Annotated in this window: 9 protein-coding genes; 6 read left to right on the top strand and 3 right to left on the bottom strand. The window is 50.0% G+C overall.

Going from position 1 to position 13,356, the window contains the following annotated elements; genetic code table 11:
- The first annotated feature begins 212 nt into the window (after positions 1-212).
- The 6 genes from aptA (at position 213) to H8K26_RS16470 (ending at position 9,026) form a co-directional block, all read left to right on the top strand.
- Positions 213-1,523: an omega-aminotransferase AptA gene (gene aptA, locus H8K26_RS16445; protein ID WP_223827078.1), complete on the top strand. Its 1,311-nt coding sequence runs from the start codon at positions 213-215 to the stop codon at positions 1,521-1,523.
- A gap of 253 nt (positions 1,524-1,776) precedes the next feature.
- Positions 1,777-3,135, top strand: coding sequence for an NAD(P)-dependent oxidoreductase (locus tag H8K26_RS16450; protein ID WP_190480963.1), 1,359 nt, complete (start codon positions 1,777-1,779; stop codon positions 3,133-3,135).
- A 1-nt stretch (position 3,136) separates the two neighbouring features.
- On the top strand, positions 3,137-4,411 hold the full coding sequence (gene preA / locus H8K26_RS16455; protein ID WP_190480965.1) for an NAD-dependent dihydropyrimidine dehydrogenase subunit PreA: 1,275 nt from the start codon (positions 3,137-3,139) through the stop codon (positions 4,409-4,411).
- 389 nt (positions 4,412-4,800) lie between these two features.
- Complete coding sequence (locus tag H8K26_RS16460) at positions 4,801-6,255, top strand: NCS1 family nucleobase:cation symporter-1 (protein WP_190480967.1); 1,455 nt, start codon at positions 4,801-4,803, stop codon at positions 6,253-6,255.
- A gap of 99 nt (positions 6,256-6,354) precedes the next feature.
- A complete protein-coding gene (gene hydA / locus H8K26_RS16465; protein ID WP_190480969.1) occupies positions 6,355-7,773 on the top strand; it encodes a dihydropyrimidinase in 1,419 nt (472 codons plus the stop codon).
- An 11-nt stretch (positions 7,774-7,784) separates the two neighbouring features.
- Entirely contained in the window at positions 7,785-9,026 is a 1,242-nt protein-coding gene (locus H8K26_RS16470; RefSeq protein WP_190480971.1) for a Zn-dependent hydrolase, read from the top strand.
- A 66-nt stretch (positions 9,027-9,092) separates the two neighbouring features.
- On the opposite strand, the gene H8K26_RS16475 is transcribed toward H8K26_RS16470, so the two are convergent.
- The 3 genes from H8K26_RS16475 to H8K26_RS16485 form a co-directional block, all read right to left on the bottom strand.
- Positions 9,093-12,020: an HD domain-containing phosphohydrolase gene (locus H8K26_RS16475; protein ID WP_190480973.1), complete on the bottom strand. Its 2,928-nt coding sequence runs from the start codon at positions 12,018-12,020 to the stop codon at positions 9,093-9,095.
- Positions 12,021-12,212: 192 nt separating this feature from the next.
- Positions 12,213-12,866, bottom strand: a complete 654-nt coding sequence (locus tag H8K26_RS16480) for an FMN-binding negative transcriptional regulator (protein WP_190480975.1) — start codon at positions 12,864-12,866, stop codon at positions 12,213-12,215.
- A 9-nt stretch (positions 12,867-12,875) separates the two neighbouring features.
- The gene (locus tag H8K26_RS16485) at positions 12,876-13,337 is read right to left on the bottom strand and encodes an OsmC family protein (protein ID WP_190480977.1); all 462 of its coding nucleotides are present in this window, start codon (positions 13,335-13,337) and stop codon (positions 12,876-12,878) included.
- Positions 13,338-13,356 lie beyond the last annotated feature (19 nt).

Raw genomic sequence — 13,356 nt, forward strand, 5'->3', positions numbered from 1 at the left:
GAAGTGGAACTGTGATCTGGAAACTTATTGGTATGTCATTTGCTTTTACCAGCACCAATCAGCTTGTCTGTATCGTTCGAATGAAACTGTGCAGTTCAGAAAGCCAATACGGTTGGGTGAAATTCCACTGGCTGTATATGTCTTCTGCGCATATGCTTGGTTAGGATTTCATCATACTTTTACCAATCGGTAAATTATTTCAGGAGAGCCACATGCTTAGCAAACAACAACTCAATGCGTATTGGATGCCGTTTACGGCAAACCGGGATTACAAGGAAGCGCCGCGCGTCGTAGCTTCGGCTGCCGGAATGTATTACCGCGATCAGGATGGCCGCGAGATTCTCGACGGTACCGCTGGGTTGTGGTGTGTACCTTTGGGGCATTCTCATCCGACGATAGTCAAAGCGGTGCAGGACGCGATTGCGACGCTGGATTACGCACCGGCATTTCAGATGGGGCATCCGGCGGCTTTTGAACTCGCCGAACAGTTGATTGATTACAGCGGTAATAAATTCGGTCAGGTGTTTTATACCAATTCAGGTTCTGAATCTGTTGATACTGCGATGAAGATGGTCTTGGCCTATCACCGTGCACGCGGTGAGGCACAACGCACCCGTTTCATCAGTCGTGAGCGTGGCTACCACGGTGTCGGTTTTGGTGGTATGTCGCTCGGTGGTTTGCCGGCCAATCGCAAACAATTTGCGAATTTGTTGGGTGGTGTCGATTATCTGCCGCATACCTATAATCTCGAAAAAAATGCATTTAGCCGTGGCATCCCGGAATACGGCACCCATCTTGCCGATGAGCTCGATCGCATTGTCGCGTTACATGACGTATCGACGATAGCGGCAGTCATTGTGGAACCGTTGTCGGGTTCCGCTGGTGTGATTCTGCCGCCAAAAGGTTATCTGAAGCGCTTGCGTGAATTATGCGATAAGCACGGTATTCTGCTGATTTTCGATGAGGTGATTACCGGCTTCGGACGCATGGCAACACCGTTTGCCAGTGATTTTTTCGATGTCACACCTGATCTGATGACGACCGCTAAGGGGCTAACCAATGGCGTTGTACCTATGGGGGCGGTATTCAGTAAAGCTATGATTTATGAAACCCTGCTGCAGAGTCCTGCTGGCATCGAGTTTTTCCACGGCTACACCTATTCTGGTCACCCATTGGCTTGTGCTGCCGGGCTGGCTTCGCTCAAAGTATTCAAAGAAGAAAAAGTGCTGGAGCATGCGCAAAGCATGACCACATATTGGGAAGATGCCCTGCATTCACTGAAGGGCTTACCGCATGTGATCGACCTGCGCAATGTCGGTCTGATTGGTGCGATCGAGCTGGCATCGATTCCGGGGAAAGTCGGTGCGCGTGCGATGGCCGTGTACAAGCAGGCATTTGCCGAAGGCGTGTTGATCCGCACCACTGGCGACATCATTGCTTTATCGCCACCGTTAGTACTGGAGAAAAAACATATCGACGATCTGTTTGGAAAACTCGCCGATATCCTGAAAAAAACGGTCTGATCTGTTGCGCCGGATGCTGAAGTCGCTTTGCCACTGTCAGCGATCTGTTGCGACACTTCTTAACGAAAAAGAGTTTTGTGCTGCCGATGACGGCGACACCATTTTGATGTTTAGTTACTTTAGCTGAGCATCACCGGTGTCGCCGTTCCTCTTATTGCTGTGCCCTGTCACGAAAATTGCTAACAGAAACAGACGAAGTTATTGCCATCAGAAATAAACAATCACCAACGATATTGCTGAATTGGAGCCACCTATGTTGGAAGCACTCAAGCATGTTGCATCAACGACTAGTAGCGATGAACAGCTGCAGGAAAAATTCACCGATCTGCAACCGGGTTTAAACCGTCGTCAGGCAGCGATAGAAAGCGATCGTTGTTTGTATTGTTATGACGCGCCTTGCACACGCGTTTGTCCTACCGAAATTGACGTTCCCAGTTTTATTCAGAACATCGCGACCGGCAATATCAATGGAGCGGCAAAAAGTATTTTGGATCAGAACATTCTCGGTGCCAGTTGCGCACGTGTTTGCCCGACTGAGATTTTATGTGAGCATGCCTGCGTCAGAAATCACGATGCGGAAGGTGCGCCAGTCAGGATAGGTTTGCTGCAGCGCTATGCGTTGGATCACATGCACTTTCCAGAGCATCCATTTACGCGTGCTGCCGCGACAGGAAAAAAAGTCGCGATTGTCGGCGCTGGCCCGGCGGGGCTTTCTTGCGCACATCAACTGGCGCGGGCAGGGCATGACGTCGTGATATTTGAAGCGCAGCCGCAGTCAGGTGGGTTGAACGAATACGGCATTGCAAAATACAAACTGGTCGGCGAAACGGCGCAGTGCGAAGTTGATTTTCTGTTGCAGATCGGTGGTATCAGTGTGCGGCATGGCCAGGCGTTAGGTAAGAACTTACAGCTGTCTGATTTGCAGCGTGACTACGATGCCGTGTTTCTGGCATTGGGTTTAGGTGCCAGCCGTCGGCTAGGCCTTGATCATGAAGACGCGCCGGGTATCGTCGCGGCCGTCGATTACATTGCTGAGTTACGTCAGGCCGATGATCTGAGTCGCTTGCCGGTTCCGCGTCAGTGCATCATCATTGGCGCGGGTAATACGGCGATCGATATGGCGGTTCAGATTGCCCGTCTTGGTGCAGAAGACGTGACGCTGGTGTACCGCCGCGGTGCAGAAGATATGTCTGCGACTGCGCACGAGCAATCGATTGCGAAAGAAAATCAGGTTCGTATCTTGACCTGGGTGCAGCCACAGGAAGTGTTGTTGGATGCAGCAGGAAACGTCGCCGGGATGCGTTTTGAAAAGACCGTCGTCGTTGATGGAAATCTGAAAACCACCGGCGAAACAATAGAACTTCCTGCCCAGGCGATATTTAAAGCGATAGGCCAGAGCCTGAATCTGGCGAGTCTGCAAGATACTGCTGCACAGCATTTGCAGCTTGAGGGCGGCAAGATCCGGGTCGATGAAAAATACAGAACCAGTCTGGCTAAGGTGTATGCCGGTGGCGATTGCATCGCTGCAGGACAAGATTTGACCGTACAGGCGGTACAACATGGCAAGCTGGCTGCGCTGGCGATCAATGACGATTTGAAAGCGAAGGTGTGATATGGCTGATCTCTCTGTAAATTTTGCTGGCATTAAAGCACCGAATCCGTTCTGGCTTGCATCGGCGCCACCGACCGACAAAGCCTATAACGTGGTGCGGGCATTTGAAGCGGGCTGGGGCGGCGTCGTCTGGAAAACGCTGGGTGAAGATCCGCCGCCAGTCAATGTCTCGTCACGCTATTCTGCGCACTTTGGCAAAAACCGTGAAGTGATCGGCTTCAATAATATAGAGCTGATTACCGACCGCAGTCTGGAATTGAATTTGCAGGAAATCACACAAGTAAAAAAAGACTGGCCGGATCGCGCGATGATCGTGTCATTGATGTTTCCGTGTGAAGAAGAAAGCTGGAAACGTGTGCTGCCTTTGGTGGAAGCAACCGGTGCCGATGGCATAGAACTGAACTTCGGATGTCCGCATGGTATGCCGGAACGAGGTATGGGGGCGGCGGTGGGGCAGGTGCCCGAATATGTTGAAATGATCACACGCTGGTGCAAAAAATATTCTTCGTTACCGGTGATAGTAAAGCTGACGCCTAACATTACAGATGTACGTATTCCGGCACGCGCCGCCTTTGCTGGCGGCGCTGATGCGGTGTCCTTAATTAACACCATTAATTCTATTACTTCGATTGATCTCGATCAGATGATTGCCCGCCCCATCGTCGGCACGCAAAGTACGCATGGTGGTTATTGTGGCAGTGCGGTCAAGCCGATTGCGCTCAATATGGTGGCTGAAATCGCCCGTGATCCGGCGACCCGAGGTTTGCCGATTTCCGGTATCGGTGGCGTCAGCAATTGGCGCGATGCGGCTGAATTTCTGGCATTAGGTGCAGGGTCGGTACAGGTCTGTACCGCAGCCATGCTGCATGGCTTTCGCATCGTTAAAGAAATGCAGGATGGCTTGTCGCGCTGGATGGATGAAAAAGGCTATCAGCGTATCAGTGACTTTTCAGGTAAAGCGGTGACGAATACCACCGATTGGAAATATCTGGATATGAATTATCAGGTCATCGCGGAGATTGATCAGGATAAATGCATACAATGTGGGCGCTGTTATATCGCTTGCGAAGACACGTCGCATCAGTCGATTGCACAACTGATCAACGCAGAAGGTACGCGCCGTTACGAAGTGAAAGCAGAAGAATGTGTGGGATGCAATTTGTGTCAGATCACTTGTCCTGTAGAACAGTGCATCACCATGGTGCCACAGGTAACCGGCAAGCCTTATATGAACTGGACGCAAGACCCACGTAATCCCAGAGCGCTCAGTAAATAATGCGCTGAGTAACAAAATAAGTTGAGAAACCGCTTGCTGAGTAAGTTGCTCAGGCAAATCCAGCATCGAAGCATTTTCTTCTGTTTCACGCTTTGCTTGTCATCAGTCTTATGTGAGCGTATAAATCCCGCTTTGTTACGGTATGAGGTGATGTTGCCGCATACCGGGCTTGGCAGGAATTCACACCGCACTGACTGCGTAAAAAATGCATGCGGCCGATATGTGGTTTTGTGGAATGAAGTTTGCTATGCATCTGATACATCTTTTCAGATCTTTTTTTGCATCAATTTCATTCCACTTAACACTGACATTTTTTCTCGTATCAGTAGCGTTGTCAGCATGGATGTGTTTGTGCAAATCCTCAGATATTGACCTTGGAGAAAAACTATATGCAAGCGGAAAGCAATCAACTTTGGAATGAGGATTTAGCACCGACCTCAGAAGCGCAGCGCACCTGGCGTTGGTATCACTTCGCCGCGTTATGGGTAGGCATGGTGATGTGCATTCCTGCTTACACTTTGTCTGCCAGTCTGATTGAGGGCGGCATGTCCGGCTATCAGGCGGTCTGGACAGTATTTCTGGCGAACGCGATTGTGCTGGTTCCCATGCTTTTGATTGGTCACGCTGGTGCGAAATATGGTATCCCTTATGCGGTGCTGGCGCGTACCTCGTTTGGTGTGCGCGGTGCACGTCTGCCTGCACTGATGCGTGCCATTGTTGCCTGTGGCTGGTATGGCATACAAACATGGTTTGGCGGGCAGATGATCTACACTCTCGGTGGTGTTTTAATCGGACATCCGCTTGGTGGCGACAACATCACAGGCTTAGGGATTAACGCCGCTCAGCTGATTTGCTTTCTGATTTTCTGGGGCATACAGTTCTGGTACATTTTTCATGGCATGGAATCGATACGCCAGCTAGAGACATATACCGCGCCGTTAAAGATACTCATCTGTTTTGTCTTGCTGGCATGGGTGTACAACAAAGCGGGCAGTTTTGGCGCCTTGCTGGATCAGCCTTCACAATTTGTTGAAGGCGGAAAAAAAGCCGGGCAATTTTGGACGACCTTCTGGCCGTCACTGACCGCGATGATCGGTTTCTGGGCAACACTGGCGCTGAACATTCCTGATTTCACACGTTTTGCCAAATCACAAAAAGATCAGATACTTGGTCAAACCGTTGGCTTACCAGCGCCTATGGGTTTGTTGGCTTTAATGGCGGTGATCGTTACATCGGCGACCGTCGTTTTGTACGGTAAGGCGTTGTGGGATCCGGTGGATGTCGCGAGCCGCATGACAGGTGCTGCCGTGCTGATCGCGCTGGTGATTTTGCTGATCGATACCGTCTCGGTCAATCTCGCTGCGAATCTGGTCGGTCCCGCTTACGATTTTTCTGCATTGAATCCGAAGTTGATTTCGTATAAAACCGGTGGCTACATTACGGCAGGTATTGCGCTGGTGATGATGCCGTGGAAAATTCTGGAAACCACACAAGGCTATATTTTCACCTGGCTGATCGGCTACTCAGCTCTGCTAGGGCCTATCGCCGGTATTCTGATTATTGACTATTACTTCATTCGTCAAACGAAGATAAATGTGCCAGATCTCTATCTGGAACATGGTCAATACAGCTATCAGAAAGGCTGGAATATGGCGGCAGTGATCGCATTTGCGATTGGTGTTATACCCAACATTCCGGGCTTTCTGAATGCAGCATTTCCAGCTTCTTTTCCAGAAGTTTCCGCTGTGCTGAAAACAATTTATACCTATGCCTGGTTTGTTGGTCTGGCAATTTCCGGCATCGTGTATTTTGTGTTGATGCGGAATAAGCGCGCTTCTGTATGAGTGCATCAAGTAACAGATACGCGTGTTTGTGAAAACTGAAATCAACCGAGGTGAACCTGCGTTGACCTCATTCATTGCAGTATTCGGAACGGAGGGATGATGAGTATTCTGATTCGTGGTGGCACGGTAGTGAATGCGGACCGTGAATTTCAGGCAGATGTGTTGTGCGATGACGGAAAGATTCTTGCCGTAGGCGAGCAACTGGAAGCCCCCGTCGGTGTTGAAATCATTGATGCCGCTGGTTTGTATGTGATGCCAGGCGGGATCGACCCGCATACGCACATGCAGTTGCCATTCATGGGAACGGTCACGCAGGATGATTTCTTTACCGGCACCGCAGCAGGGCTGGCTGGCGGCACAACCAGTATCATCGATTTCGTTATTCCTGATCCGCGGCAAAGTCTGATGGAAGCATTTCATCTCTGGCGTGGCTGGGCGGAAAAATCGGCTGCGGATTACTCGTTTCACGTCGCGGTAACGTGGTGGGATGATAGCGTGCATGCCGATATGGGCAAGCTGGTGCAGGAGCATGGCGTTAACAGCTTCAAGCATTTCATGGCGTATAAAAATGCCATCATGGCGGATGACGAAATACTCGTAAAAAGTTTCAGCCGGGCGCTGGAGCTGGGTGCCATGCCGACCGTGCATGCGGAAAATGGCGAGCTGGTTTATCTGTTGCAGCAACGCTTACTGCAAGAAGGAAAAACCGGGCCAGACGCTCATCCCTTATCGCGCCCACCGATGGTGGAGGGAGAAGCAGCGCAGCGTGCCATCGCGATTGCGAATGTACTCAATACGCCGTTGTATGTCGTGCATGTGTCGTGCGCCGAATCTCTGGGTGCGATCACCCGTGCCCGCGCAAGCGGTCAACGTGTCTTTGGTGAAGTACTGGCCGGACATCTGACGATTAACGATAGCGTGTATCAACACCCTGAATTTGAGCAGGCGGCCGGGCATGTGATGAGTCCGCCTTTCCGCAGCAGCAGTCATCAGCAGGCACTGTGGCAGGGATTGCAGGGCGGTAATCTGCATACCACGGCGACCGATCACTGCACGTTTTGCGCTGAACAAAAAGCGGCAGGCAAAGACAATTTCACCAAAATTCCGAACGGTTGTGGCGGCATAGAAGAACGCATGATGGTACTGTGGGATGCCGGTGTGAATACTGGCCGTCTGACGCCTTCCGAATTTGTCAAAGTCACGTCAGCCAATTGCGCCCAGATTTTTAACATCTATCCGCGTAAAGGCGTGATCGCTGCCGGTGCCGATGCTGACATCGTGTTGTGGGATGCAGAAGGCAGCAAAACTTTATCGGTAAAAACACAGTTTTCGAAAGGCGATTTTAACGTCTTTGAAGGACGCACAGTCAAGGGTATTCCTACCCATACGATCAGCGGCGGTCAACTGGTTTTTAAAGAGGGTGATTTACGTGCCGTTGCCGGTCGTGGCAAATACGTTAAGCGCCCGCCGTTTTCAGCGATGTTCGGTGCACTCAGCAAAATGCACAACGCAATCTGAAGGAGTAAAGCATGTCTGTAGCAGACTTGAGAATTAACGGTGAGCGCTTATGGTCATCACTGATGGAACTCGCGCAGATAGGCGCGACTGCCAAAGGTGGTGTGAAACGTCTGGCGCTGACTGATTTGGATAAGCAGGGCCGCGATCTGGTTGTCTCCTGGGGTAAGCAGGCGGGCATGAGTATCACCATCGATCAGATCGGCAATGTCTTCATGCGCAGGGCGGGGCGAAATTCTGCGCTGCCGCCGGTGATGTCCGGTAGTCATATCGATACCCAGCCTACTGGCGGCAAGTTCGACGGCAACTATGGCGTGCTGGCTGCGCTTGAGGTTGTGCGTACGCTGAACGATCACCATATCGAAACCGAAGCGCCGATCGAAGTCGCGTTCTGGACCAATGAAGAAGGCTCACGCTTTGTGCCGGTGATGATGGGCTCAGGCGTCTTCTGTGGCGCATTTACGCTGGAAACCGCTTATGCCGCGAAAGATACCGAAGGAAAAACCGTCGGTGATGAGCTTGAGCGCATAGGCTATAAAGGTACAGAAGTACCCGGCCAGCATCCTATCGGTGCATATTTTGAAACGCATATAGAACAAGGGCCAGTGCTTGAAGATGCGGACAAAGTGATCGGTGTGGTTCCCGGTGTGCTGGGTTTATCCTGGTACGATTGCGTGGTCACCGGGATGGAAGCGCATGCAGGTCCCACGCCTATGGGCTTGCGCAAGGACGCCTTGCAAGTCGCAACCGGCATCATGCAGGAAGTGGTGAACATCGGTAATCGCTATCCGCCGTATGGTCGCGGCACTGTTGGCATGGTGCAGGTGTTTCCGAATAGCCGGAATGTGATTCCCGGTGAAGTCAAATTCAGTATTGATCTGCGCAACGTGTCTTCTGAATTACTCGATACCATGCATCAGGAAATACTGGCGTTTGTTGAACAGACCAGCAACAACAGCGGGCTGCACATCAGCGTTGAAAGAGTGTCTTATTATCCGCCATGTCCGTTTCATTCTGATTGCGTGGATGCCGTGCGCAATGCCACTGCCACGCTGGGTTGCAGCACGATGGATGTCGTTTCCGGTGCGGGTCATGACGCTATCTACACCGCCAGACTGGCACCTTCGGGCATGATCTTTGTTCCCTGCAAAGACGGTATCAGCCATAACGAAATCGAAGATGCAAAACCAGAGCATCTGGCCGCCGGGTGCAACGTGTTATTGCATGCGATGCTGGCGAAGGCACAGCGTATTTAATTCGACTCGAAGGTACAGAACATATCCGTACCTCTTTTCTTTGTTCATGCAATGCGGCTGTTTGAATCAGACATACGCTTGTATATCAACTTCGTCAATTTGTTCTGCCTTCATGAACATTGTTGCGTACTCCAGATAGACGCCTGATTTCAGGAATAGCGTAAACAATTCGCCATCAATGTGCTGGTCTTTTTTCATGAAGCTCATAATCCTGATGGCTTCTGACAAAGTTTTTCCTTTTTTGTAGGGACGGTCGGCGGCGGTCAGGGCTTCGAAGATGTCGGCGATGGCCATCATGCGGGCAGGGAGACTCATCTCAGCGCCGGTCAGGCGTTTCGGATAGCCGGTGCCATCCATTTTTTCATGATGACCGCCAGCGATTTCAGGTACTTTTGCCAGATAGCGCGGAAACGGTAATTTCCCCAGCATCATGATGGTTTGCGTCATGTGCTCATTGATTTTATAGCGCTCTTCTTCGGACAGTGTGCCGCGGGTTACGCACAGGTTATACAGCTCGCCGCGGTTATATAAATTCTCTGGCACCTTGATCTTGAAGCCCCAGGGATTATCTGCAGGAATGTGATCGCGTGCTGAGCGGGTAAAAATATGTTCAGGTTTGTCGCTGAGCAGGTATTCGCTTACTGGCAGTGCCGGTTCCGGAGTGCGGTTTTTGCGTTCTTTTTCGTCGTGTGAAATGCCGATGCGGTCAGATAATGTTCTGAGCCATGTGCGTTCAGCGATCGCTTTTATACGGGCGATTTTATCTGGCGCCATGAATTCTCCACCTTCATTGCATTCGGCAATAAAGGCAAAGTCATCATCCAGTCGTCTGATTTCGGAACTAAGTTTTTCTTTCAATTCTGCCGTATTCCCGCCATTGGCAATGGCTTGCCAGCAGGCGATCTCGGCATCGCGTTTCATTACTTCAAAGCGCATGCGTATTTCATGAATACGGTCATACAGTGTTTCCAGTTTCGTGGCCTTATCGACGATGTACTCCGGTGTCGTTACTTTACCGCAGTCATGCAACCACGAAGCTACATGTAATTCTTCCCACTCTTCGTCATTCAGATCAAAGCTGGCATAAGGTCCGCTGGTTTCTCTGCAGGCTGCTTGTGCGAGTAATTTTGTCAGCACAGGAACGCGCTGGCAATGTCCTCCGGTGTAGGGGCTTTTGGCATCAATTGCACTGGCGATCAGTTGTATGAATGATGCCAGCAAGGCTTTCTGTTCCTGAATCAGACGTTGATTTTCTATTGCGACTGCGGCAGCGCCGGAGACTGCTTCCGCCATTGCCAGATGGGTATCGTCAATTCCGGCCGCGTCAATCACCAGTGCGATCGCGCCTGACAGTGTGTTGTTGCGGTCTTTCAGAGGGACAGAAATCAGTGTCATTACATGCGACGACTCTGGTAATGCACTGAAAAAAAGTTTCAGATCACCTGCCTGTAGTTGCATAATTTGCGAACCGGAATGGCAGGCCGCAACAACCGGATGGCTGTGATCGCTCATGACGACGCTTTGTGCATCTGTTTCAATCACTTGATGATCGGCATAAATCTGTACAACATTCAGCGCATTTTTTTGCGGTTCGTACAGATACAGCAGGCCCGATTTAGCACCTGTTATTTCAGACATTTCTTTTAAAACTCTGGCCAGCAGACGATCGTAATTACTTTCTGATGCAAGGCTGCTGGCGATGTCGAGAAACGATTGTATGGTTGCTTTCATTCCTTTCATAGAATCAGCGAGATCGGCAATTTCTCTGATACGCGATTCAATTTCTATTTTGCTGTGAAAGTCGAAGTGCGCAATTTTTTTCGCTTCGTCTGATAGTTGATTCAACGGCTTTGACGCCAGACGTGAAAAATAAATTGTTACGCCGATTTCTCCGAGCAGCAGTAGCGCAAATATCACGATGTTTTGTTTGCGCATGCTCAGGATGTCTGCCAGCAGCTCCGCATGCGGACTGGCGATCAGTATGTTCAGATCCTGCCCACCCGGAATATGCAGTCTGGTCTGATATGTTGACCAGGTTTCACCATGTACATCAATCGCTGCACTTTTAGTGTGAGCCTGTTCTGCTGGCGCCGATCCGTCAGTTTTTCGTATTTGATTCAGCACAGGCGCATCCTGATCTGCGAGCAGTGGCATGCCTTTGCTGCCATCCTTATGTACGCTGATCTGCGGCTTATAGCTGCCATACCGCCCGTTTTTCCACGCGAGTAACTGCCCTTGCTGGTCCGTCAGCGCAATCGAAGTCGAAGGCGTGACGTTGTGATTCCTGATGATGTCTTGTATCGTCGGTATTTCAATGTCGATGCCAACCACCGCTTCTTCATTCACAATTTTTTGTGAGTAAGTGATACCGATTTGTCCGGTAGTAAAGAAATAATAGGGTTCCGATACGTTTGCCCTGGTTTGATTTTCCATCGCAGACAGGTACCAGTTACGTTGACGTGGATCGAAATTTCTTAAAGGAATTTCCAGCCGTTTTATTTCTTTGAGATTGCCGTTCAGATACACAATGTATTCGACCAGATGGTCATGATCATGGCTGGTACTTTGCGCTATCCAGACGGTATCGGGCGGGGCGTTAAATACTTCTTTGCCGCCATTCGATTTTGCAAACTGACGCAACAGAAAAAAATCGCCATTGGCATAACCGACATAGGTGGAGGTTGCCGATGGCAGTTTTTCTATTGCTTTCGCCAGATAGGCGACATTCCGCAGTCGTTCATTCAGGCTGTTACCGGGTAAGGGGTGAATCTGCGCCAGAATTTCAGTCTGGTTTTTTACCGGCTCATAAATTTCCCGGACATCCGTGGTAATTTCTTTACCGATCAGCTCATAGGCATTGTTTGCCTGCGCGAGAATGATTCTGCTCATGTGCGGAAATTGTACCGCGCCCATAATCAGTGCAAAAATCAGAATGAGTCCGGTAAAAAAATAAGAAATGTAGATATAGAAATACACGTTCTTTTTCGTCGGCATGGCATGCTTTCTGAAGTTGTTTTCCAGGGCGGAATGTTTTTTTGTTTGGTGCAGAAACTCTCAGTAAAAAAATGAAAAACTATTCGGTTCAGGCGTGCAGCCTTTTACGTATCAACTTGTATTAGAAGACACTGTAACGAGACGCCGGCATTTGCAGCTGTATGAAACCCAGCGTGAAAAACGCAATATTTTTTACGTGTTATTTTCATTCGAAGAAAACAAAGCTTGTTCCATCAGGTCTGCCATCGCAATGCCATCCTGATTATTTTCTTCACGCAAACCCATCGCAATATTGATACGGTTTTGCGTTATTTTATTCTGACTTGCTTTCCATTTTCCCGCGATGCGGGTGATGGGAATTTCGATGCCGACGATGGCCTCCATCAGATGATGAATATAGTCTGATGGGGCATCGCTGATGTGCCACGGCTTCGTCCGTTGAGCCTCAAAATGTGTGGTCAGGCTATCGAGCAGCGCGAGAAATTCCTGTTGATCTTCGACGACACGTAACTTTCCGTATGTGTGTACCACTGCATAGTTGTATGTAGGGACAACGGTGCCATTCTGTTTTTTTTCTTCGTACCAACTAGGTGTGATGTAAGCGCTTGGCCCCTGAAAAATACACAGCATTTCTGACGGGTACTGCCATAGCGGATTTTGTCGCGCGACGTGTCCGCGCAGCGTGCCGAACGGTGCATCAGCACTCGGCGGGGCGATGATCAAGGGAATATGATCCGCAGTCAAGCCATCCTCAGCCTGAGTCACTATGCTCGCCAGAGGATGCTCAGCTATCAGTGCATGCAGTACTTCAATTTTTTGCTCGGAGAACGCTGCGGGTGTGTACATTTTATTCGCTCACACTGGGGTAATGAGGACTTCTGCACGGATAGAGTTCGCTATATAGCAGTGCTCGTGGGACAAGTGATGCAGCGCCAGAATTTGTTCCGGAGTCGGAATGGTTGGCCCGGAAAATACAGTATGCGGGCGCAGTTCTATACGGGTGATGGACATCCGTCTTTTTTCATTTTTTTCCATGATACCGGCGGCGTTATCTTCATAACTGTCAACGATAAAGCCTTGCTTGCTGGCGAAGGCGAGAAAAAACAGCATATGACAGCTCGAAAGCGCGGCGACCAGTGCTTCTTCCGGATCTATGTTTTCAGCGACCGATAACGGCAGAGGAACGGATGATGGTGCTGAAGACGCAGGTACCGTCAGGCCGCCGTCAAATTTCCATTCATGACCGCGGCTACATTTATTGTCACTGAAATTTTGCTCACCGCGATTCCAAACTACTTTTGCACAATACTGTTCCATATAATTCCTTCAGGCGATC

Origin of the sequence: Cognatundibacterium aquatile (assembly GCF_014699135.1) — a bacterium.
In the GTDB taxonomy this organism is placed as follows: Bacteria; Pseudomonadota; Gammaproteobacteria; order Burkholderiales; family Burkholderiaceae_D; genus Undibacterium; species Undibacterium aquatile.

What these genes read in the sequence shown, in the direction of transcription:
- H8K26_RS16460 (WP_190480967.1), top strand. Translation starts at nt 4,801, where the DNA reads ATGCAAGCGGAAAGCAATCAACTTTGGAATGAGGATTTAGCACCGACC.
- aptA (WP_223827078.1), top strand. Translation starts at nt 213, where the DNA reads ATGCTTAGCAAACAACAACTCAATGCGTATTGGATGCCGTTTACGGCA.
- H8K26_RS16470 (WP_190480971.1), top strand. Translation starts at nt 7,785, where the DNA reads ATGTCTGTAGCAGACTTGAGAATTAACGGTGAGCGCTTATGGTCATCA.
- H8K26_RS16485 (WP_190480977.1), bottom strand. Translation starts at nt 13,337, where the DNA reads ATGGAACAGTATTGTGCAAAAGTAGTTTGGAATCGCGGTGAGCAAAAT.
- hydA (WP_190480969.1), top strand. Translation starts at nt 6,355, where the DNA reads ATGAGTATTCTGATTCGTGGTGGCACGGTAGTGAATGCGGACCGTGAA.
- H8K26_RS16480 (WP_190480975.1), bottom strand. Translation starts at nt 12,866, where the DNA reads ATGTACACACCCGCAGCGTTCTCCGAGCAAAAAATTGAAGTACTGCAT.
- preA (WP_190480965.1), top strand. Translation starts at nt 3,137, where the DNA reads ATGGCTGATCTCTCTGTAAATTTTGCTGGCATTAAAGCACCGAATCCG.
- H8K26_RS16475 (WP_190480973.1), bottom strand. Translation starts at nt 12,020, where the DNA reads ATGCCGACGAAAAAGAACGTGTATTTCTATATCTACATTTCTTATTTT.
- H8K26_RS16450 (WP_190480963.1), top strand. Translation starts at nt 1,777, where the DNA reads ATGTTGGAAGCACTCAAGCATGTTGCATCAACGACTAGTAGCGATGAA.